Below are 21469 nucleotides of genomic sequence, written 5' to 3'. Positions count from 1 at the left end.
CCCGGCCCGGGCCGGCCCCATGACCGGACCCCGGACGAGCGAGTCCCCGAAGCCCGCACCAGCCTGCGGAACCGGGGGCGGGCGGGGGGTGGGCGGACTACTCGGCCGCGGCCGAATCGGCCGCGCGGGCGCGGAGGGCGCGCTCGATGCCGGCGCGGGACTCGGTGACCATGCGGCGCAGGCCCGCCGGGTGGTCGGCGGACGCCAGCCACGCGTCGGTCGCGGCGAGGGTGTCCTCGGAGACCTGGTACGCGGGGTACAGGCCGAGGACGATCTGCTGGACGATCTCGTGGCTACGGGAGGCCGCGACGTCGGCGATCGCGGCGAAGTACCGGTCCGCGTACGGCGCGAGCAGCTCCCGCTGGTCGGACTGGACGAAGCCGCCGATGACGGCCTCCTGCACCGCGTTGGTGAGCTCCGTCGACTCCACGACGGAGGCCCACGCCTCCTCCTTCGCCGCCTGCGTCGGCCGCGCGGCCCGCGCCGTCGCGGCGTGCCGCTCGCCCGCAGCCGTCCGGTCGCGGGTCAGCTCGGCCGCGATCTCCTCCTCGTCGTAGCGCCCGACCGCCGCGAGCCGCTGCACGAACGCCCAGCGCAGCTCGGTGTCGACGGCGAGCCCGTCGACGGACGACGACCCCTCCAGGAGACCGACGAGGACGTCGAGCTGCGCGGGCGTCCGCGCCGTCGCCGCGAACGCGCGCGCCCAGGCGAGCTGGTGGTCGCTGCCGGGCTCGGCGGACCGCAGGTGGGCGAGGGTGGCGTCGGTCCACCGGGTCAGCCCCGCCTCGCGCCACGACGGCGCCGCGTAGAGGTCGATGGCGAGCTTCACCTGGCGGTGCAGGGACTGCACGACGCCGATGTCGGTCTCCTTGCCGATCCCGGAGAGCACCAGCTCCAGGTAGTCGCGCGTGGCGAGCTCCCCGTCCCGCGTCATGTCCCACGCGGAGGCCCAGCTCAGCGCGCGCGGAAGGGACTCGGTGAAGTCGCCGAGGTGCTCGGTGACGACCCGCAGCGAGTCCTCGTCGAGCCGGACCTTCGCGTACGACAGGTCGTCGTCGTTCAGCAGGATCACGGCGGGCCGCTGCCGCCCGACGAGCGCCTCGACGGGGGTGAGGTCGCCGTCGACGTCCAGCTCGATCCGGTCGGTCCGCTCCAGCCTGCCCTCGGAGGACAGCTCGTAGAGGCCGATCGCGATGCGGTGCGGGCGGAGCGTCGGCTCGCCCTTCGCGCCGGCGGGCAGCGCGGGGGCCTCCTGCTTGACGGCGAAGGAGGTGACGACACCGGAGGAGTCGACGTCGACGACGGGCCGCAGCACGTTGATGCCGGCCGTCTCCAGCCACGCCTTCGACCACGCCTTCAGGTCGCGCCCGGAGGTCTCCTCCAGCGCGCCGAGCAGGTCGCTCAGGCGCGTGTTCCCGAAGGCGTGCGCCTTGAAGTACGCCTGCACGCCCCGGAAGAACTCGTCCTTGCCGACGTACGCGACGAGCTGCTTGAGGACGGACGCGCCCTTCGCGTACGTGATCCCGTCGAAGTTGACGAGCACGTCGTCCAGGTCGCGGATGTCCGCCATGATCGGGTGCGTGGACGGCAGCTGGTCCTGCCGGTACGCCCAGGTCTTCATCGAGTTGGCGAACGACGTCCACGCGTGCGGCCACTTCGAGCCCGGCGCGTCCGCCTGGCAGGCGATCGAGGTGTACGTGGCGAACGACTCGTTCAGCCACAGGTCATTCCACCACTCCATGGTGACCAGGTCGCCGAACCACATGTGCGCCAGCTCGTGCAGGATCGTCTCCGCGCGCGTCTCGTACGCCGCGTCGGTCACCTTCGAGCGGAAGACGTACTGGTCGCGGATGGTGACCGCACCCGCGTTCTCCATCGCGCCCGCGTTGAACTCCGGCACGAAGAGCTGGTCGTACTTGGCGAAGGGGTAGGCGTAGTCGAACTTCTCCTGGAACCAGGCGAAGCCCTGCCGGGTCACGTCGAAGATCGCGTCCGCGTCGAGGTACTCGGCGAGCGAGGGCCGGCAGTAGATGCCGAGCGGCACGGACTGCCCGTCCGGGCCCTCGTAGGTGGAGTGCACCGCGTGGTACGGGCCGGCGATCAGCGCGGTGATGTACGTGGAGATCCGCGGCGTCGGCTCGAAGACCCAGAGGTCGTCCTTCGGGGCCTCGGGTGTCGGGGAGTTGGAGATGACCGTCCAGCCGGCGGGGGCCTTCACGGTGAACGCGAAGGTCGCCTTCAGGTCGGGCTGCTCGAAGTTCGGGAAGACGCGGCGGGCGTCGGGGACCTCGAACTGGGTGTAGAGGTAGGCCTGTTCGTCGACCGGGTCGACGAACCGGTGCAGCCCCTCACCGGTGTTGGTGTACGCGCAGTCCGCGACGACCCGCAGCTCGTTGTCGCCCTCGGCGAGGTCCGCGAGCGCGATCCGCGAGTCCGCGAACACGGCGGCGGGGTCGAGCGCGGTCCCGTTCAGCACGACCTCGTGCACCGTCGGCGCCACCAGGTCGATGAACGTCGAAGCGCCGCCCTCGGCGGACGCGAAGCGCACGGTGGTGACCGAGCGGTACGTCCCGCCCTCCTGCGCCCCGCTGAGATCGAGCTCGATCTCGTACGCGTCCACGGTCAGCAGACGGGCCCGCTCCCGGGCCTCCTCGCGGGTCAGATTCGTGCCAGGCACCTGGGCAACTCCTCGGTTCGTGACGTTTCCGCCCATCCTTCCACGCGCCCCCGCACCGGAGCAGGCGAGTATCCGCGCGCCCCGTCAGCCGACCGCGAACCGCCGCCCGAGCGGCGTATTACGTTCTGCGATACGCTGGTCGCATGGGCACCCTCAACGTCCGCACGGACGAATCCATGGAGACCGCCATAAGAGCGCTGGCGGACGAGTTCGGCTCGCGCACCGAGGCCGTGCGCTACGCCCTGCTGCGCACCTACAAGGAGCGGCTGATCGAGCAGGCCGCCGCGGACGCCGAGCGGCTGGCGGACGACCCGCATGACCAGGCGGAGATGCTCGCCATCCAGCGCTTCATGGGTGTCGAGTGATCTTCCGCGGTGCGATCCACGTGATCAAGGCGCTGCCCGGCGCGCAGGGGCACGAACAGCAGGGGCAGCGCTACTGCGTCGTCATTCAGTCCGACCGGTTCACCACCAGTACGGTCACGGTGGCTCTCACGTCGACCGGCGTGGGACCCGCCGTCTACCGCCCGGAGATCGAGCTGGACGGGAAGGCCACCCGCATCCTCACGGACCAGATCTACACCGTCGCCCCGTCCCGCCTGGGCGACTTCAAGGGCGCGCTCGACGGCGACGAGCTGGCCGACCTCGACCGCGCCCTGATGCTGAAGCTCGGGCTCTTCTGACATGAGGGGGCGGTACCCGTCCCCGGGTGCCGCCCCCTCGTGTGCCGCAAAGGTCAGGCGGAGAGCTCCGCCGCCACCAGCTCCGCGATCTGCACCGCGTTCAGGGCCGCGCCCTTGCGCAGGTTGTCGCCGGAGAGGAAGAGCGCGAGGCCGTTCTCCGCGGTCTCGTCCGCGCGGATGCGGCCGACGTAGGAGACGTCGCCGCCGGCCGCCTGGAGCGGGGTGGGGATGTCGGTGAGCGCGACGCCGGGGGCGTCGGCGAGCAGCTCCGTAGCGCGGTCGGGGCTCAGCGGGCGGGCGAAGCGCGCGTTGACCTGGAGCGAGTGGCCGGTGAAGACGGGCACGCGCACGCAGGTGCCGGAGACCTTCAGGTCGGGGATCTCCAGGATCTTGCGGGACTCGTTGCGGAGCTTCTGCTCCTCGTCGGTCTCGTTCAGGCCGTCGTCGACGATCGAGCCGGCCAGCGGGACCACGTTGAACGCGATGGGCCGCTGGTAGACCTGCGGCTCGGGGAAGTCGACCGCGCCGCCGTCGTGCACCAGCGCGTCCGCGCCGGCGACGGTCTTCTGCACCTGGCCGTGCAGCTCGCTGACGCCCGCGAGGCCCGAGCCGGAGACGGCCTGGTAGGTGGTGGCGACCATGGCGGTGAGGCCGGCCTCGGCGTGCAGCGCCTTGAGGACGGGCATCGCGGCCATCGTGGTGCAGTTCGGGTTGGCGATGATGCCCTTGGGGCGGTTTGCGACCGCGTGCGGGTTGACCTCGGACACGACGAGGGGCACCTCGGGGTGGCCGCGCCAGGCGGAGGAGTTGTCGATCACCACGGCGCCCTGGGAGGCGACCTTCTCGGCCAGCGCACGGGAGGTCGCGCCGCCGGCGGAGAACAGGACGACGTCGAGGCCCGAGTAGTCCGCCTCGGCGGCGTCCTCGACGGTGACGCCGTCCAGGGTGCTGCCGGCCGAGCGGGCGGAGGCGAAGAGGCGCAGCTCGGTGACCGGGAACGCGCGCTCCTTGAGGATCCTGCGCATGACCGTGCCGACCTGACCGGTGGCTCCGACGATTCCAACCCTCACGGTGTTCCTCCACTTGTTCCGCGTACGACCCGGGCCTGCGGGTACGGCAGGCCCGACCATCATGCTTCTCACCGGTGCGTGCGTGTCCAATCGATTGTCCACGGGACGGACGGTGTGAGAAGTCGAACGTTTCCGCCCGCCCGTGCGTCTCAGGGCGGACGCACGACGAAAGGGGGGCGGGGGAGTGCCGTGGAGACGGACCCGCGAGGACGCGGGGGGTGCCGACGATCCGCTGGACGCGGCCCAGGTCGACCGGGTGAGAGCGGTGCTCTCGCTCGGCGGGGTGCCGTACGCCGACCTGCAGGACGGGGTCCAGCAGGTCCGGCTGCGGCTGCTTGAGCGACGGGCGCGCGGGGACGAGCCGCCACGGGACGTCTCCGCGTGGGCGGCCGTCGTCGCCTCCAACCTCGCGGTCGACTGGCACCGCGCCCGCAGCCGCCAGGAGCGGCTCGGCGAGCGGCTCACCGCGCTGGTCCCGACCGGCCGGGAGCCCGCCGAGCCGGCCGGCGAGGAGTCCCGCGTGCTCTCGCTCGCGGTCGCCGAGGGGCTGGAGCGGCTGCCCGACAGCCAGCGCCAGGTCCTGGTCCTGCGCTTCTACGCGGACCTGACGGTGGCCGGCATCGCCGAGCAGCTCGGCGTCCCCGAGGGAACCGTCAAGAGCAGGCTGTACGGAGCCGTCCGCGCGCTGCGCGCGCGGCTGCACGAGGACGAGGTGGTGTGAGCCGTGACCGACCACGAGAACGATCCGCTGTACCTCGCCCTCTTCGGCGACCCCGACGACGCCACCGCGTCCACCCCCGCCTACCGGGCGGCCGAGGCCGACATCACCGCCCTGCGCAGCCAGATCCGCCGCCTCGGCGACGTCCTCGCGATCAGCGCGGACCCGGTGCCGGTCCCGGCGACGGACACGCCGGACGGCCCCGACGCGCGCCCGGACCCGGCGGCCCCGCCGGGCGCTGACCGCGGCCCCGGCGACGCGGCGGGCGAGGCGGCCGAGGCGGGCCAGGCGGACGCGGCGGTGGGCGGCCGCGGGCCCGCCACCCGCCCTGTCCCGCTCCGGCCGCTGCCGCCCCCGCGCCGCCGCCGCTGGCAGCGGTACGTGCTCGCCGTGTGCGTGGCGGGGGCGGTCGGGCTCGGCGGGGTGGGGCTCGGGCAGCTCGTCGCCACGGGGGGCGCGGGCCTGAACTCCACCGCGTCGGACGCGGGCGGCGACCAGAAGTCCGCGGGAAGGCAGGAGACGGACCGCGAGGCCGCGTCCGAGGCCGCGCCCGACGCCTCGAAGCACGCCCCCACCGCGCTCTTCGCGTGCGCGGAGAGCATCGCGCTGGGCACGGTCACCGATGTCCGCGGAGACCGCGTGACGATGGACGTCGACCGCTGGTTCAAGCCCGCCGCCGGCGGCTCGGGGCTCACCTTCGACGGGTCGAGGGTGAAACCGGGGATGAGGGGCTTGTACGCGCCGGGATCCCGACTGCTCGTGATCGTCTCCGCCGACCCGGACGAGCCCGTGCTGTCCTACGGCGCGGACTCGATGCCCGGCGTGATCCGGTGGGTCGAGCGGCATCTCCCGGACGCGGTCGGGGAGCCCTGCCGGCCGCCCGCCGACTGAGCGCGGTTCCGCCGCGGGGCGCCGACCGGGGCGGGCGCACACGACGCTGCGCTGGGCACTGCAGGCACAGCAAGGTGAGCGGCACCGACCGGACTCAGCCCGGCGAGGGGGTACCCGTGCTCGAGCGAAGCCGAGAGCTCGGGGGAGATCGAGGCCGCCGGGCGGAGCCCGGTATCCGCGGCGGAGCCGCGAAGAAGGGGCGCCGGCCGGGGACCGTCCTCCCCGGCCGGCGGTCTGTGGGGCCCGGGACTCAGCCCCGGGCGATGCGGGCGAGGCGCCGGGCCTCGTCCCTGGTGGAGCGGGCGATCGCGTCCTCGTCGGCGTGGAGGAGCCGCCCGTCCTCGACGACGGGCCGCCCGTTCACGAGCGAGAGCGTCACCGGAGCCGCCGCTCCGAAGACGAGCGCGGTCACCGGGTCCGCGATCGACGCGTGCGCGAGCGTGTCGAGCCTCCACAGCACGAGGTCGGCGACCTTGCCCACCTCGAGGGAGCCCAACTCGGCAGCCCGACCGAGCACTTGCGCACCGCCGTACGTCCCCAGCCGCAACGCCTGCCGCGCATTGAGCGCGGCCTCGCGGTGCGCCCCGAGCCGGTTGACGAGCAGCGCGTTCCGCAGCTCCGTGTGCAGCTCCCCCGACTCGTTGCTCGCGGTCCCGTCGACGCCGAGCCCGACGGGCACGCCCGCCGCCAGCATGTCCGGCACCCGCGCGATCCCCGCGGCGAGCCGCGCGTTGGACGACGGGCAGTGCGCGACGCCCGTGCCCGTCCGCGCGAACGCGGCGATGTCGGAGTCGTTCATGTGGACGCAGTGCGCCATCCACACGTCCTCGCCGAGCCATCCGGTGGACTCGAAGTAGTCGGTCGGCCCCATCCCGAACAGCTCCTTGCAGAACTGCTCCTCCTCGACCGTCTCGCTCCCGTGGGTGTGCAGCCGCACCCCCTTGGAGCGGGCCAACTCCGCGCCCTGCTTCATGAGTTCGGTGGAGACCGAGAACGGCGAGCACGGCGCGACGGCGACCTGCGTCATCGCCCCGAACGACGCGTCGTGGTGCAGGTCGACGGTCTCGGCGGTCGCGGCGAGCGCGGCGTCGAGCGTCTCGACGGCGAAGTCCGGCGGCAGCCCGCCGTCCTTCTCGCTGCGGTCCATGGACCCGCGGGCGAGGGTGAACCGCACGCCCATGTCCCGCGCGGCGCCGATGATGGCGCCGGAGAGGTCGCCGGAGCCGCGGGGGAAGACGTAGTGGTGGTCCATCGCGGTGGTGACCCCGCCGCGGGCCATCATCGCGAGCGAGCCCTGCGCCGCGGCGCGGACCATCGGCTCGTCGATGCGCGCCCACGTCGGGTAGAGCGCGACCAGCCAGTTGAAGAGGTTGTGGTCGGTGGCCAGGCCCCGGGTGATCCACTGGTAGAAGTGGTGGTGGGTGTTGACGAGGCCGGGCGTGACCAGGTGCCCGGTGCCGTCGACCCGCCGGACCACGTTCCGGAGGCCCTCGGGCGCGGGCCCCGCGCCGACGGACTCGATGACGTTGCCAGCGACGACGACGTGCCCGGAGGCGTACTCGGTGTCCTGGGCGTCGACCGTCGCGATCGCGCAGTTCTCGATGACGACGCGCTCTGCCGGTGCTGCTGCCATGGTGCTGCTTCCTTCTTCGGTGGATGGTCGGGGCACGGCAGGACCCTAGGAGGATTTGAGTGCCGGGACCGCCGTCGTGGCCCGGGTGCCGAGATGGTGGAAGAACAGGTTCAGCAGGACGGCGGTGAGCGCGCCGGCGCTGATGCCCGAGCCGAGCACGGTCTGCGCCCAGGCGGGGAAGCCGGCGTAGAAGGAGGGCGCGGCGAGCGGGATGATGCCCGCGCCGAGCGCGACCGCGACCAGGATGATGTTGGAGCTGTCGTCGAGGCCGGCCTCGGACAGCGTGCGGATGCCGCTGACGGCGATGGAGCCGAAGAGCACGATGCCCGCCCCGCCGAGGACCGGCATCGGCACCAGGGAGACGACGGCGCCGAGCACGGGGAACGCGCCGAGGACGAGCAGCGCCCCGCCGGCCGCGGCGACGACGTACCGGCTGCGGACCCGGGTGAGCGAGACGACGCCGACGTTCTGGGCGAACGCGCTGGTCGGGAAGGAGCCGAAGACCGGGCCGAGGAGGGTGGCGATGCCGTCGGTGCGCAGGCCGCGGGTGATGGTGCGGCCGTCGCAGTCGCGCTCGCAGATCTCGCCGAGGGCGAGCATGCCGGCGCTGGACTCGGTCATCAGGACCAGCATCACGATGCACAGCGAGAGGATCGCGGCGGGCTGGAACTCCGGTGCGCCGAAGGCGAACGGGGTCGGCAGCGCGGCGAGCGGGGCCTCGCGCAGGGCGCCGAAGTCGGCCATCCCGAACGGGATCGCGACCAGGGTGCCGGCGAACATGCCGGCCAGGAGCGCGACCTGCTTGAGGAAGCCGCGCCCGAAGCGCTGGACGAGCAGGATGACGCCGAGGGTGAACGCGGCGAGCGCGAGGTACTTCATCGCGCCGAAGTCGGCGGCCTCGGCGTCGCCGCCGCGGGCCCAGGTGACCGGCACGGGCATCAGCGTCACCCCGATGAGGGTGATGACGACCCCGGTGACCAGCGGCGGGAAGAAGCGGAGCAGCCGGCCGAAGAACGGCCCGACGGCGAGGCAGAAGACGCCCGCGACCATCACCGCCCCGTAGATCGCCGGGAGTCGGCTGCCCGGCGCGTTGGTCTCGGCGATGGCGAGCATGGGGGCGATGCCGGCGGAGGAGGCGGCGTTGACGAAGGGGAGCCGGTTGCCGGCGAAGCCGCGCAGGCCGAGGGTCTGCAGGAGGGTGGCGAGTCCGGCGACCAGCAGGCTCGCGGCGATCAGCCGGGTCTGGCCCGCGGTGTCGAGGCCGACGGCCTGGCCGATGATGAGCGGAGGCGTGACGACGCCGGCGTACATGGCGGCGATGTGCTGGAGCGCCGCGGGCACCAGGCGGGGCGCGGGGAGTTTCTCGTCGACCGGGTGCACGGGGTCGGGTGCCGCTGGTCGTGCGGGCGTTGCCATGGCATTCCTCCGTGTGGACACGCGCCCGGGCGGCGTTGCGCGGGGGCGTTTCTCAACTCACGTCCGTGTGCCGGACGTCGGCTGCCTCAGAGGTGGGACGGGCCTTCGAGGGAGGGGGGCCGCCTCCCCGGCCGCGAGGGGCCGGGGAGCGCCTGGACCGGTCAGAGGTTGGTGTGGTCGACCGGGATGCGCGGCTCGACGCCGTCCCGCAGGACGGTCGCCTCGATCAGCCCGTAGGGGCGGTCGGCCGCGAAGTACACCTCGTTGTCGTTCTTGAGCCCGAACGGCTCCAGGTCGACGAGGAAGTGGTGGTTGTTCGGCAGCGAGAAGCGGATCTCGTCGATCTCGCCGCGGTGGTTGATCACCCGCGAACCCATCTGGTAGAGGGTCTGCTGGAGGGAGAGCGAGTAGGTCTCGGCGAAGGCCTGCAGGATGTGCTTCTTGGCCTGCGCGTACGACCGCTCCCAGTTCGGCATCCGCTCGTCGTCCGACGTCCAGTTGTAGCGCCAGGCGGCGGAGACGTCGGTGCACAGGATGCGGTCGTACGCCTCCTTCAGCGTCGTGTACCTGTCCTTCACGTAGCCCCAGAACTCCGAGTTGGTGGAGTTCATGACGGTGAGGTCCTTGAGGCCGGAGACGACCTCCCAGCTCTCGCCGTCGTAGGTGATCTGCGCGGTGCGCAGCTCCTGGCCCGTGCGGGCGAAGGAGTGGTTGACCTCGTCGGAGCCGATGAACCTGGAGTTGGAGTCCGAGGTCGCGATCCGCTCCCAGGAGTACTCCTCGATGCGGATGCGCGCCCGGTGGATCGGCTCCTGGGAGGTGACGAAGTGCCGGGCGAGGTGGATGCCGAACTGCTCGGCGGACTCGATGCCGTACTCCTTGGCGAACGCGTACACCGTGTTCTTGGTGGTGTCGGTCGGCAGGACGTTGGCGTTGGAGCCGGAGTAGTGGACGTCCTCCATGTCGCCGGAGAGGGCGACGGAGACGTTCAGGTCCTTGATGTGGTGGGTGTCGCCGTCGCGGGTGATCCTCACGACGCGGTTCTCGGCCTTGCCGTACTGGTTCTGGCCCAGGACGACCGGACGGGACGGGCGGGAAACGGCTGTCATGTCGGTGCTAGCTCCCTCGGTATACGGAGTAGCCGAACGGGTTGAGCAGCAGCGGTACGTGGTAGTGCTCGCCCGGCTGCACGGCGAACGTGATCGCCACCTCCGGGAAGAACACTCCGCTGTCCCGGGTAGCGGGGACCTCCTGCCGAGCCGCGGCCTTGCTGTCATTCTCTCGGGTGGCGAAGTAGGCCTCGGTCGCGAAGTCGAGGCGTACGTGGGTGGTGCCCTCCGGCAGGACGGGCAGGTCCTTGACCCGCCCGTCACCGTCGGTGCGGGACGCCCCGTGGGCGCTCCAGCCGCCGGCGCCGGCGCGGACCGACAGCTCGACGGCGACGGACGCGGCGGGACGGCCGGTGCTGGTGTCCAGGATGTGCGTGGACACCGAGGTCTCGGTGGCGCCTTCGGTGCTCATACGGTGGCCTCCTGTGCGAGCCGGGTCAGCCGGATGCGGTTGATCTTGCCCAGTTCGGTGCGGACGATCTCCCGCTCCTGCTCGGGCGAGTGACCGCTGCGGGCCTTGACGGCGTCGCGCATCTGCTCGGCGGTGAGGCCGGTGGCGCAGATCAGGAAGACGTGGCCGAACCGGTCCTGGTAGTCCAGGTTCAGGGCGAGCATCTCCGCCTTGAGTTCCTCGGAGGCGCCGGCCATCCCCCGCTGTTCGCGGGCGGAGGTCGGGTCCCCGGGCGTCGGGCGGCCGATCGGCGGGTGCCCGGCCATCGCCTCGGCCAGGTCGTCGGCGGTCAGCTCGGCCATGGCGGCGTCGCTGGCGGCGAACAGGGCGTCGGTGGTGGCGTAAGGGCGGTGGACGAGCAGGGCGCTCCCCCACGCCGAACTGGCGCACACCTCGTGGAGTGCGGCGCGGGCCGCGCTCTCCTCGAGCGTGTTGAACCGGGCGAGGCCCGGCGTCTCGGTCGTAGTCACGGGAGCCTCCGTGGCGGTGCTTTGCGGGCTGCGCACAGCTAACGCGCTCCGCAACACGGCGTCAACACTTTGTTGAAAACTTCCTGTTACGAAGCCGCCGCGCCTACGCCACCTGGAGGCATCCCGAGGTCAGCGCCCGCTCACTGCCGGTTCAGGTAGTTGTAGACGGTGAAGCGCGAGACACCCAGCGCCCCCGCCACCGTCTCCACCCCGTGCCGTACCGCGAACGCCCCGCGCGCCTCCAGGCTGCGGACGACGGCCTGCTTCTCCTTGCGCTCCAGCTCCGCCAGCGGCCGGCCGTGCCGGCGCTCCAGCGCGGCGAGGATGTGGTCGAGGGAGTCGGAGAGCTGCGGCAGCCGGACGGCGACGACGTCCTCGCCCTCCCAGCTCAGGACGACGTCCTCGCTCCCGGCGAGGGCGGGCGCCACCATCTCGCCGCCCATCGCGTCGACGAGCGGCTTCACCGCGGCGACGAGCGGGTGGTCTCCCGGTCCGGTCACTGCTCCCGCCCCCCGCCGGCCTCGTCGATCACGCTGACCTGGAGGGAGACCCGGGTCGCCCCGGCCGCGACGGTCCGGCGCAGCAGCGCCTCCACCGCGCCGATGACGTCGTCCGGCGAGCCCTCGGCGGAGTTGCCGAACGGGCCGACGTCGACCGCGTCGAGGGCGGCGTCCTGGATGACCTCCCGGGCCACCACCGCGTGGGCGGGGGCCTCGTCGAGGTCGAACGGTTCGGTCGTGAATTCCACTCGCAGTCGCACGCGCTCAAGGTAGCCGCCCGATCGGGTTTTCGGGCGGGAGCTCTTGACAGGCGACGAAACAGCCGGGCAGTCTTCCGTTAAGCAGAAAGTTACTTCCGCAATACGGAAGGAGCGCAGATGAGCTTCACGGAGCAGCGCTTCGATGTGAACCTGTCGATCCTCTTCACGGAACTCCCGCTCCTGGAGCGCCCCGCGGCCGCCGCGGCGGCCGGCTTCGACGCGGTCGAGCTGTGGTGGCCCTGGATCGAGACCCCCACCCCGCCGCAGGCCGAGCTCGACGCGCTGAAGAAGGCGCTGACCGACGCCGGCACGCGGCTGGTGGGCCTGAACTTCTACGCCGGCGAGCTGCCGGGCCCCGACCGCGGCGCACTGTCCGTGCCGGGCGAGGAGTCCGAGCGGTTCCGCGCCAACATCGACGTGGCGGCGGACTTCGCGCAGTCGGTCGGCTGCACGGCGCTGAACGCGCTGTACGGCAACCGCCTGCCGGGCGCCGACCCGGCCGCGCAGGACGCGCTGGCCCTGGAGAACCTCGTCCTGGCCGCCCGTGCGGCCGACCGGATCGGCGCGATCCTGCTGATCGAGGCGCTGAACGCGCCGGAGTCGCCGCGCTACCCGCTGGTGAGCGCGCCCGCCGCGATCGAGGTCGTCGACAAGGTCAACGAGGCGACCGGGCTCGGCAACGCGAAGTTCCTCCTGGACCTCTACCACCTGTCGATGAACGGCGAGGACCTGCCGGCGGTGATCGACGCCTACGCGGCGAAGACCGGCCATGTGCAGATCGCCGACAACCCGGGCCGCGGCGCGCCGGGCACGGGCGACCTGCCGCTGGCGGACCTGCTCGCCCGGCTGGCGAAGGCGGGCTACACGGGCCACGTCGGCCTGGAGTACAAGCCCGGCGAACGGCCGAGCGCCGAGGCCTTCGGCTGGCTGAACTGACCTTCCTTACCTGTGTGTTGAAAGAGGCATCACGATGAGCAACTCCACCCCGCTCCCCCAGGTCGCCTGGATCGGCCTCGGCATCATGGGCTCCCCCATGGCCGAGAACCTGATCAAGGCCGGCTACCCCGTCACCGGCTTCACCCTGGAGCAGGACAAGCTGGACCGCCTGGCCGCGGCCGGCGGGAAGGCCGCGGGCTCGATCGCCGAGGCGGTCGCCGACGCGGACGTCGTGATCACGATGGTGCCCGCGTCCCCGCAGGTCGAGGCGGTCGCCTACGGTCCCGACGGCATCCTGGAGAACGTGAAGGCCGGGGCGCTGATCGTCGACATGTCGTCGATCACCCCGCAGACCTCCGTCGACCTCGCGAAGGCCGCGGCGGCGGCGGACAAGGGCCTGCGGGTCCTGGACGCGCCGGTGTCCGGCGGCGAGGCGGGCGCGATCGAGGCCGTCCTCTCCATCATGGTCGGCGGCGAGCAGGCCGCGTTCGACGAGGCCCGCCCGCTGCTCGACGCGCTCGGCAAGACGATCGTGCTGTGCGGCCCGCACGGCTCGGGGCAGACGGTGAAGGCCGCGAACCAGCTGATCGTCGCGGTCAACATCCAGGCGTGCGCCGAGGCCGTGGTCTTCTTGGAGAAGTCGGGCGTCGACCTGTCGGCCGCGCTCGACGTCCTGAACGGCGGTCTCGCCGGCTCGACCGTGCTGACCCGCAAGCGGGACAACTTCCTGAACCGGGACTTCAAGCCCGGCTTCCGGATCGACCTGCACCACAAGGACATGGGCATCGTCACGGACGCCGCGCGCAACGTCGGCGCGGCGCTCCCGGTCGGCGCGGTCGTCGCCCAACTCGTCGCCTCCCTGCGCGCCCAGGGCGACGGCGGCCTGGACCACTCCGCCCTCCTCCGCTCGGTCGAGCGCCTGTCCGGCGACACGGCGGCCTGACCGCCGGGGCCCGCGGAACGCGGCCCCCTCTCCGCTTCCGGACCGCGGCGGCGCTGACACCTGTCCTGTCGCGCCCAGGTGCCGCCGCGGTCCGGAACATCTCCGTCCGGTCGGCCGGACCCCGCCCCACCTCGAACTTCAACAAACTGTTGACGCGGGCGCGGAGGCGTACCTACGCTCCCGACACCGCCTCCACCCAGCAGCTCCCGTACGGAAGGTCACTCCCGCACCATGTCGCAGCGCGTGCTTACGACCGAGAGCGGCGCCCCGGTCGCCGACAACCAGAACTCCGCCACCGCCGGTGTCGGCGGCCCCCTGCTCGTCCAGGACCAGCAGCTCCTGGAGAAGCTCGCCCGCTTCAACCGTGAGCGGATCCCGGAGCGCGTCGTGCACGCCCGCGGCTCGGGCGCGTACGGCTACTTCGAGGTGACGGACGACGTCACCGGCTTCACCCGCGCCCGCTTCCTGGACACCGTCGGCAAGCGCACCGAGCTGTTCGCGCGGTTCTCGACCGTGGCCGACTCGCTCGGCGGGGCGGACGCGGTCCGCGACCCCCGCGGCTTCGCGCTGAAGTTCTACACCGAGGACGGGAACTACGACCTCGTCGGGAACAACACGCCGATCTTCTTCATCAAGGACCCCATCAAGTTCCCCGACTTCATCCACTCGCAGAAGCGCGACCCGTTCACGGGCCGCCAGGAGCCGGACAACGTCTGGGACTTCTGGGCGCACGCCCCCGAGGCCACCCACCAGGTCACCTACCTGATGGGCGACCGCGGCATCCCCGCCTCCTACCGGCACATGAACGGCTACGGCTCGCACACCTACCAGTGGACGAACGAGGCCGGCGAGGCCTTCTTCGTGAAGTACCACTTCAAGACCAACCAGGGCGTGCGCTCGCTCTCCGCCGAGCAGGGCGCGGAGCTCGCCGGGCAGGACGCGAACTCGCACCAGACGGACCTGCTGCAGGCCATCGAGCGCGGCGTGAACCCGTCCTGGACGCTGTACGTGCAGGTGATGCCCGCCGCCGAGGCCGCGGACTACCGCTTCAACCCGTTCGACCTGACGAAGGTCTGGCCGCACGCGGACTACCCCCTGCAGCGGGTGGGCCGGATGGTCCTGGACCGCAACCCCGACAACGTCTTCGCCGAGGTCGAGCAGGCGGCGTTCTCGCCGAACAACTTCGTGCCCGGCATCGGCCCCTCGCCGGACAAGATGCTCCAGGGCAGGCTGTTCGCCTACGCGGACGCGCAGCGCTACCGGGTGGGCGTCAACCACACCCAGCTGCCGGTCAACGCCCCGCGCAACACCGTCGCCGACAACTACGGCCGCGACGGCGCGATGGCGACCCGTTACGGCTCGCGCCACGACAAGAACTACGAGCCCAACTCCTACGCGGGCCCCGCCCAGACCGACGCCGCGCTCTCCGCGCCGCTGGCCGTCCAGGGCTGGACCGGCACCCACGCCGCGCCCGCGCACGTCAAGGACGACGACTTCTTCCAGGCCGGTGAGCTCTACCGGCTGATGTCGGCCGACGAGCAGCGCCGGCTGGTGGCGAACATCGCCGGCGGCCTCTCCCAGGTCTCCCGCGACGACGTCATCGAGAAGAACCTCGCCCACTTCCACGCCGCCGACGCCGAGTACGGTCGGCGCGTGGAGGAGGCGGTCCGCGCCCTGCGCGAGGACTGACCCCCGGACCGCGTACGGCGGCCGGCCTCTCCGAGGCCGCGCCCCGTGCGCCGTCCGCACCGCGGCCCGCCCGGATGAGGGGTGGCCGGCCGCGGTGCGGACCGACCGGAACCGCGGCGGCGTCGGACGCCAGTGCGGTGGTGAAAGCCCGGCCGCGCCCGCTGACCTGAAGCGGCGCGACCCCGGGCCTGTCCACGCCGCCGCGGGGCCCGGCCGTCCGCGAGTTCCCCCCGAGCCCCGTCCGGCGGCGCGAATGTCCTGTCGCGCCCAGCCTCGCGCCGTCGGACGGCACCAACTCCGCTGCTGTGAGGGCCGTTCGGCCGACACAGGCACCGGATGACCCGAGCGCCGCGTACGGACGGTTCCCGTACGCGGCGCTCAGGTGTGTGCGCTGAGGCCCGTCAGGCGGTGGGCAGCGGCTTGATCGAGGGCTTGGACGGCGTCGGCGAGGGCTCGTCGGACGAGGCCGGCACCGGCTCGTCGTCCTTGAGCGCCTTCCACAGCTCCTTCGCCTCGGGCTCGTCGGCGATCACCCGGTTGCGGTTCCAGGGCGCCTGCACGACGGGCATCATCACCGTCGTGACGTCCTCCGGCGCCAGGCCCTCCAACGACGACGCCAGGCCGCGCAGTTCGCCGAGCGAGTCGAGTCCGGTGTCGGTGGTGAGGCTCTCGGTGAGCGCGTCGGCGATCGAGTAGAGCTTGACCGGGTCGCTCAGCAGCTCCGTGTTCCGCACCTGCCCCACCAGCGCCTTCACCAGCTGCTGCTGGAGGCCTATCCGGCCGAGGTCGCTCTCGTCGCCGATGCCGTGCCGGGTGCGGGCGAAGGCGAGCGCCTGCTCGCCGTCGAGCGTGTGGGTGCCCGCGTCGAGGCGCAGCCGGCTCTTCTCGTCGTCGATGTCCTCGGTGGTCGTCACCGTGACCCCGCCGATCGCGTCGACGAGGTCCGCGAAGCCGGCGAAGTCGACCTCGACGTAGTGGTCCATACGGATGTCGGTGAGCTTCTCGACGGTCTTGATCGCGCAGGCCGGACCGCCCAGCGCGAACGCGGAGTTGAACATCGCGTTCTGCGCCGGCGACGTCTTCCCGCCGTCCTCCTCGGGGCAGGACGGGCGGTCGACGAGCGTGTCGCGCGGGATGCTGACGACGGTCGCCTCGGTGTGCGCCGCGTTCAGGTGCACGATCATCGCGGTGTCCGAGCGCGCGCCCCCCTCGGCGCCGCCGCCCAGCTCCTTGTTCTCCTTGCCGGTGCGGCTGTCGGACCCCAGAACCAGCAGGTTCAGCGGACCGGACGGGCCCTCGTCGATCGGCGCCGTGACGGCGGCGCGCGGCACCGGCCGGTCGGTGCCGAGGGCGCGGTCGATGTCGACGCCCTCGATGTTGTGGTCGAGCCGCCAGTACGCGTATCCCCCCGCGCCCGCGCCGAGCAGCAGCACGCATCCCGCGGCGATCCCCGCGATGACGAGCGTGCGGCGCCGGTCGCGCACACGAGTGCCGCCGGGCTCCCCACCCGGCGGCACCTTCTGTTCCTGATCCATGTCTACGAACATACGTCCGTGACCAGGCCGTGTAGAACAGATGAACGTTGCTTCTTGGACAATTCTCAGTTTCCTCCGGTCGTACGACCGAGGGCGGTCGCGGCGGGGGCGTCCCGCGCCGGGACGGGTACCCCGCCGCGGCCGCGTCAGCCCACCGAGAGCGGGCGGATCGCCGTCGGGGCGTGGCCGGGCTCGGTCGCCAGCTCCTCCCACTCGTTGACCGACGCGATGTCGCTGCCGCTCATCGAGATGTTGGTGACCCGCTCCAGGATGGCCTCGACGACCACCGGCACCCGGTACTCCGCCGCGAGCTTCTTGGCCTCCTCGAAGGCCGGAAGCAGCTGGTCGGGCTCGGTGACCCGGATCGCCTTGCAGCCGAGCCCCTCGACGACCTTGACGTGGTCGACGCCGTAGACGCCGAGCTCGGGCGAGTTGATGTTCTCGAACTCCAGGTTGACCTGGAAGTTGATGTCGAGGTTGCGCTGGGCCTGCCGGATGAGGCCGAGGTAGGCGTTGTTCACCAGCACGTGGACGTAGGGGATGCGGTGCTGCGCGCCCACGGCCAGCTCCTCCAGCATGAACTGGAAGTCGTAGTCGCCGGAGAGGGCGACGACGGTGTCCTCGGGCGCGGCGGTCGCGACGCCGAGCGCGGCCGGGATCGTCCAGCCGAGCGGGCCGGCCTGGCCGCAGTTGATCCAGTGGCGCGGCTTGTAGACGTGCAGCATCTGCGCGCCGGCGATCTGGGACAGGCCGATGGTGGTGACGTACCGAGTATCGGGGCCGAAGGCGCGGTTCATCTCCTCGTAGACGCGCTGCGGCTTCATCGGCACGTCGTCGAAGTGGGTGCGGCGCTGGAGGGTCGCCTTGCGCTCCTGCGCCGAGGCGGCCCAGGCGCTGCGGTCGGGCAGCCGGCCGGCCGCCTTCAGCTCGCGGGCGACCTCGACGAACAGCTCCAGGGCGATCTTCGCGTCGGAGGCGATCCCGTAGTCCGGGGCGAAGATCTTGCCGAGCTGGGTGGGCTCGATGTCGACGTGCACGAACGTGCGGCCCGCGGTGTAGACGTCCAGCTTGCCGGTGTGGCGGTTGGCCCAGCGGTTGCCGACGCCGAGGACGAAGTCGGACTCCAGGAACGTCGCGTTGCCGTAGCGGTGCGAGGTCTGCAGGCCGACCATGCCCGCGTTCAGCTCGTGGTCGTCGGGGACGATGCCCCAGCCCATCAGGGTGGGCACGACCGGTGTGCCGGTCAGCTCGGCGAACTCAAGGAGCAGCGCGGAGGCGTCGGCGTTGATGACGCCGCCGCCGGCCACGATGAGCGGCCGCTCGGAGGCGTTGAGCATCGCCACGGCCTTCTCGACCTGCGCCCGTGAGGCGGCGGGGCGGTAGACCGGGAGCGGCTGGTACGTCTCGGGGTCGAACTCGATCTCGGTCAGCTGGACGTCGATCGGCAGGTCGATGAGGACCGGTCCGGGCCGGCCCGAGCGCATGAGGTGGAAGGCCTGCTGGAAGACGCCGGGGACCTGGGCCGCCTCCAGGACGGTGGTCGCCGCCTTGGTGACCGGCTTCGCGATCGAGGCGATGTCGACCGCCTGGAAGTCCTCCTTGTGGATCACCGCGGTCGGCGCCTGGCCGGTGATGCACAGGATCGGGATCGAGTCGCCGATCGCCGAGTACAAGCCGGTGATCATGTCGGTGCCGGCCGGGCCCGAGGTGCCGATGCAGACCCCGATGTTGCCCGGGTGCGCCCGGGTGTAGCCCTCGGCCATGTGCGAGGCGCCCTCGACGTGCCGGGCGAGCGTGTGGTCGATCCCGCCCCCCGCCTTGAGCGCCGCGTAGAAGGGGTTGATCGCCGCGCCGGGCACGCCGAACGCCTGCGAGACGCCCTCGCGCTTGAGGATCTCGACTGCCGCGCGGGCAGCGGTCATACGGGCCATTGCGTACTCCTGCTCCTGCCTCGTGCCCCGTCCGGGCCACTTCCGCATGATGGAAAACTTGTTCTGCTATATGGAAGGAATGTAAGTGCGGTCGCGCACGCCGTCAAGGGCGGCCGGCGACGACTGCCGTCAACTCCCTGCCGCCGCGGGCCCCGTTGCGGGACGATGGGAGCGCACCCGCGCACTCGCGGGGACAACTGCTGTGGGGTGGCGGCATGACTTCGAGCGTCCCGGTCCGGTGCCCGGCCTGCCGGCGCGAGCACGCGTACGTCCCGCCGGCCTTCCCCTGCGCCTGCGGCGCCCCCGTCGTCCCGCCGCTCGACGCCGACGGCACCGTCACCCCGCTCACCCAGCGCACCTGGGCCGGCGACTGGGTCACCGTCCGCTGCGGGGCCTGCGGGCGCCACGACGACTGGCCGCAGCCGGAGTTCGGCTGCGCCTGCGGGACGGTCCTGCGGGTGCCTGTCGTCTCCGCGCTCCCGGCCGCGGACGGGCCGGAGCGGCGGTTGCCGGAGCCGGCGCGCCCCGCGGGTACCGCCGCGCCGCGGCCCGCCTTCCGCCCGGTGACCATCCGCACCGCCGCCGACGCGGCCGCGACCGTCGCGCTCTACCTGCGCTGGCTCGGCCGCAGCGAGATCCGCCGGCCGCGGACGTCCGCGGACTCCGTCTCCGTCCTCGACGCCGAGGGCCTCACCGCGCGCGTCGACCCCACCACCCGGCCCGTCTCCGTCCGCGACGTCGAGTGCCTGTGGCTGGCCGGGCTCGCCGCGTCCGCCCTCGGCGTCTCCTTCGCCCTCGCCGGCTACGGCGAGGACGCCCGAGCCCGCGCGGACGAGCTCGGGGTCCCGCTCTTCGCCCTCGACCTCACGGGGACGCCGCAGCCGGTGAACGCGGCGGCGGAGGAGCTGGTGGCCGCCGGGGGCCCGAACCCGGTCGAGAACGATGACGCCTTCGGGGCATGATCCCCCGCATGCGCATCCGTCCCGCCGAGCCCGCCGACCTCCCCGCCCTGCAGTCCCTCGAACGCGCCGCCGGTGCCGCGTTCCGGTCCCTCGGGATGGACCGCGTCGCCGACGACGACCCGCCCTCGCTCGCCACCCTCTCCGCGTACCGTTCGGCGGGCGGCCTGTGGGTCACCGCCGACGGCTCCGGCCCCGCGGCCTACGTCCTCCACGAGCCCCTCGACGGCGCCATCCACGTCGAACAGCTCTCCGTCCACCCCTCCCACGCCCGCCAGGGACTCGGCCGCGCCCTGCTCTCCTGGGTGGCCACCCGCACCGGCCTCCCGCTCACCCTGACCACCTTCACCGACGTCCCCTGGAACGCGCCCTACTACGCGCGCATCGGCTTCCGCACCCTCGCCGACGCCGAACTCACCCCGGGGCTGCGGCGCGCCCGCGCGCACGAGGCGTCCCTCGGCCTCGACGCATGGCCACGGGTGTGCATGCGGCGGGACCCCTGAGCCGCTACGGAGCGGGCGCACCGAGAAATTCAGCCCGGCGAGGGTGCCCCCCTGGTCCTCAAGACCGTGGGGGGTTTGGGGCCACCGGGCGGGGCCCGGTACGCGCCGCAGGCGGACGGGGCGTCAACTCGCCTTGCGGGTCGACTTCTTCGCGGTCTTCTTGGCCGGCGCGGACTTCTTCGCCGTGCCCGAGCGGCCCGAAGCCTTCTTCGCCGGGGCCTTCTTGGCCGCCGCCTTCTTCGCCGGCTTCCGCGCACCGCCGCCCGACGCGGAGTCGGAACCCTCCGCGCCCTGGTCCCGCGCCGCGATCGACGCCTTGAGCGCCGACACCAGATCGATCACGTTGTCCGGCTGCTCCTCGTCGCCGCCCGCGTCGGACGCCGGCTCCGTCCCCTCCAACCGCGCCACGACGAGCCGATCGAGCGCGGAGGCGTAGTCGTCGTGCAGCGCGTCGAGGTCGAAGCCCTCGGACAGCGTGTCCATGAGCGACCCCGCCATCTTCAGCTCCTGCGGCCGCACCTTCGCGGAGTCCGACGGCGCGAGCCCGTCGTCGGAGCGGATCTCGTCCGGCCAGTGCATGGTGTGCAGCACCAGCACCTCCCCCCGCACCCGCAGCAGCGCCAGCGACTCCCGGCTCCGGAGCGCGATCTTGGCCACCGCCGCCTTCCCCGACTCGCTGAGCGCCTCCCGCAGCAGCACGTACGGCTTCGCCGCCCCCGCCTTCTCCGCCGCCCCGACGTAGTACGCCTTGTCGAGGGCGAGCGGATCGATGTCCGCGACGTCGACGAACGCGAGCACGTCGATCAGCTTCTTCGACGGCAGCGGCAGCTCGGCGAGGTCGTCGTCGGTGAGCACCGCCGTCCGCCCGTCCCCCGCCTCGTACCCCTTCGCGATCTCCGCGTACGGCACCTCCTCGCCGTCCTTCTCGCAGACGCGCTTGTACCGCACCCGGCCGCCGTCCTTCTGGTGCACCTGGTGCAGCGGCACCTTGTGCTCGTCCGTCGTGCCGTAGAGGCGCACGGGGATGGAGACGAGGCCGAAGCCGATGGTGCCGGTCCATATCGAGCGCATGGGTCGCCTCCAGACGGGGTGGACG

Annotated in this window: 21 protein-coding genes; 9 read left to right on the top strand and 12 right to left on the bottom strand. The window is 72.3% G+C overall.

Annotated features, from left to right (window positions below):
- Positions 1–97: 97 nt before the first annotated feature.
- Positions 98–2677: an aminopeptidase N gene (gene pepN, locus ACFWEG_RS09810; RefSeq protein ID WP_387211431.1), complete on the bottom strand. Its 2580-nt coding sequence runs from the start codon at positions 2675–2677 to the stop codon at positions 98–100.
- Between the two features lie 143 nt (positions 2678–2820).
- On the opposite strand from pepN, the gene ACFWEG_RS09805 reads away from it, so the two are divergent.
- On the top strand, positions 2821–3042 hold the full coding sequence (locus ACFWEG_RS09805; RefSeq protein ID WP_387211428.1) for a hypothetical protein: 222 nt from the start codon (positions 2821–2823) through the stop codon (positions 3040–3042).
- Complete coding sequence (locus tag ACFWEG_RS09800; protein ID WP_387211426.1) at positions 3039–3359, top strand: type II toxin-antitoxin system PemK/MazF family toxin; 321 nt, start codon at positions 3039–3041, stop codon at positions 3357–3359. Before ACFWEG_RS09805 ends, ACFWEG_RS09800 begins: the two co-directional genes overlap by 4 nt.
- A 53-nt stretch (positions 3360–3412) precedes the next feature.
- Here the strand turns inward: ACFWEG_RS09800 and ACFWEG_RS09795 are convergent, their stop codons facing one another.
- A complete protein-coding gene (locus tag ACFWEG_RS09795; protein WP_387211423.1) occupies positions 3413–4429 on the bottom strand; it encodes an aspartate-semialdehyde dehydrogenase in 1017 nt (338 codons plus the stop codon).
- A gap of 184 nt (positions 4430–4613) precedes the next feature.
- On the opposite strand from ACFWEG_RS09795, the gene ACFWEG_RS09790 reads away from it, so the two are divergent.
- Both ACFWEG_RS09790 and ACFWEG_RS09785 read left to right on the top strand, forming a co-directional pair.
- Complete coding sequence (locus ACFWEG_RS09790) at positions 4614–5150, top strand: RNA polymerase sigma factor (RefSeq protein ID WP_387211420.1); 537 nt, start codon at positions 4614–4616, stop codon at positions 5148–5150.
- Between the two features lie 3 nt (positions 5151–5153).
- Positions 5154–6038 (top strand): hypothetical protein, encoded by an 885-nt coding sequence (locus ACFWEG_RS09785; RefSeq protein WP_387211417.1) that lies wholly within the window; start codon positions 5154–5156, stop codon positions 6036–6038.
- A gap of 250 nt (positions 6039–6288) precedes the next feature.
- Here ACFWEG_RS09785 and ACFWEG_RS09780 read toward each other — a convergent pair whose 3' ends face one another.
- The 7 genes from ACFWEG_RS09780 to ACFWEG_RS09750 all read right to left on the bottom strand — a co-directional run bounded on the left by ACFWEG_RS09780 (position 6289) and on the right by ACFWEG_RS09750 (position 11877).
- A complete protein-coding gene (locus tag ACFWEG_RS09780) occupies positions 6289–7671 on the bottom strand; it encodes an 8-oxoguanine deaminase (RefSeq protein WP_387211414.1) in 1383 nt (460 codons plus the stop codon).
- A gap of 45 nt (positions 7672–7716) precedes the next feature.
- Complete coding sequence (locus ACFWEG_RS09775) at positions 7717–9087, bottom strand: nucleobase:cation symporter-2 family protein (protein WP_387211411.1); 1371 nt, start codon at positions 9085–9087, stop codon at positions 7717–7719.
- A gap of 161 nt (positions 9088–9248) precedes the next feature.
- On the bottom strand, positions 9249–10196 hold the full coding sequence (gene pucL, locus ACFWEG_RS09770) for a factor-independent urate hydroxylase (protein WP_387211408.1): 948 nt from the start codon (positions 10194–10196) through the stop codon (positions 9249–9251).
- A gap of 7 nt (positions 10197–10203) precedes the next feature.
- A complete protein-coding gene (gene uraH / locus ACFWEG_RS09765) occupies positions 10204–10608 on the bottom strand; it encodes a hydroxyisourate hydrolase (RefSeq protein WP_387211405.1) in 405 nt (134 codons plus the stop codon).
- Positions 10605–11117, bottom strand: a complete 513-nt coding sequence (gene uraD / locus ACFWEG_RS09760) for a 2-oxo-4-hydroxy-4-carboxy-5-ureidoimidazoline decarboxylase (RefSeq protein ID WP_387211402.1) — start codon at positions 11115–11117, stop codon at positions 10605–10607. Before uraD ends, uraH begins: the two co-directional genes overlap by 4 nt.
- A gap of 140 nt (positions 11118–11257) precedes the next feature.
- On the bottom strand, positions 11258–11617 hold the full coding sequence (locus ACFWEG_RS09755) for a helix-turn-helix domain-containing protein (protein WP_387211399.1): 360 nt from the start codon (positions 11615–11617) through the stop codon (positions 11258–11260).
- A complete protein-coding gene (locus tag ACFWEG_RS09750; protein ID WP_387211396.1) occupies positions 11614–11877 on the bottom strand; it encodes a hypothetical protein in 264 nt (87 codons plus the stop codon). Before ACFWEG_RS09750 ends, ACFWEG_RS09755 begins: the two co-directional genes overlap by 4 nt.
- A 117-nt stretch (positions 11878–11994) precedes the next feature.
- Between ACFWEG_RS09750 and ACFWEG_RS09745 the strand changes: the two genes are divergently transcribed.
- The 3 genes from ACFWEG_RS09745 to ACFWEG_RS09735 all read left to right on the top strand — a co-directional run bounded on the left by ACFWEG_RS09745 (position 11995) and on the right by ACFWEG_RS09735 (position 15445).
- Positions 11995–12813, top strand: coding sequence for a TIM barrel protein (locus ACFWEG_RS09745; RefSeq protein WP_387211393.1), 819 nt, complete (start codon positions 11995–11997; stop codon positions 12811–12813).
- A gap of 34 nt (positions 12814–12847) precedes the next feature.
- Positions 12848–13756 carry a 2-hydroxy-3-oxopropionate reductase gene (locus tag ACFWEG_RS09740; protein ID WP_387211390.1) on the top strand — a complete coding sequence of 303 codons (909 nt, stop codon included), beginning with the start codon at positions 12848–12850 and terminating at the stop codon, positions 13754–13756.
- Positions 13757–13987: 231 nt separating this feature from the next.
- Entirely contained in the window at positions 13988–15445 is a 1458-nt protein-coding gene (locus tag ACFWEG_RS09735; protein ID WP_387211387.1) for a catalase, read from the top strand.
- A 401-nt stretch (positions 15446–15846) separates the two neighbouring features.
- Here ACFWEG_RS09735 and ACFWEG_RS09730 read toward each other — a convergent pair whose 3' ends face one another.
- A complete protein-coding gene (locus tag ACFWEG_RS09730) occupies positions 15847–16980 on the bottom strand; it encodes an LCP family protein (RefSeq protein ID WP_387211384.1) in 1134 nt (377 codons plus the stop codon).
- A 146-nt stretch (positions 16981–17126) separates the two neighbouring features.
- A complete protein-coding gene (gene gcl / locus ACFWEG_RS09725) occupies positions 17127–18911 on the bottom strand; it encodes a glyoxylate carboligase (RefSeq protein ID WP_387211381.1) in 1785 nt (594 codons plus the stop codon).
- A gap of 215 nt (positions 18912–19126) precedes the next feature.
- Between gcl and ACFWEG_RS09720 the strand changes: the two genes are divergently transcribed.
- Entirely contained in the window at positions 19127–19873 is a 747-nt protein-coding gene (locus ACFWEG_RS09720; RefSeq protein WP_387211378.1) for a hypothetical protein, read from the top strand.
- Between the two features lie 8 nt (positions 19874–19881).
- A complete protein-coding gene (locus ACFWEG_RS09715) occupies positions 19882–20373 on the top strand; it encodes a GNAT family N-acetyltransferase (RefSeq protein ID WP_387211375.1) in 492 nt (163 codons plus the stop codon).
- Between the two features lie 123 nt (positions 20374–20496).
- Here the strand turns inward: ACFWEG_RS09715 and ACFWEG_RS09710 are convergent, their stop codons facing one another.
- Positions 20497–21444 carry a Ku protein gene (locus ACFWEG_RS09710; RefSeq protein ID WP_387211372.1) on the bottom strand — a complete coding sequence of 316 codons (948 nt, stop codon included), beginning with the start codon at positions 21442–21444 and terminating at the stop codon, positions 20497–20499.
- Positions 21445–21469 lie beyond the last annotated feature (25 nt).

Origin of the sequence: Streptomyces sp. NPDC060194 (genome assembly GCF_042728285.1) — a bacterium.
Taxonomy (GTDB): domain Bacteria; phylum Actinomycetota; class Actinomycetes; order Streptomycetales; family Streptomycetaceae; genus Streptomyces.
The sequence above is the reverse complement of the archived record's forward strand: the minus strand, read 5'-3'. Positions and strand labels throughout refer to the sequence as shown.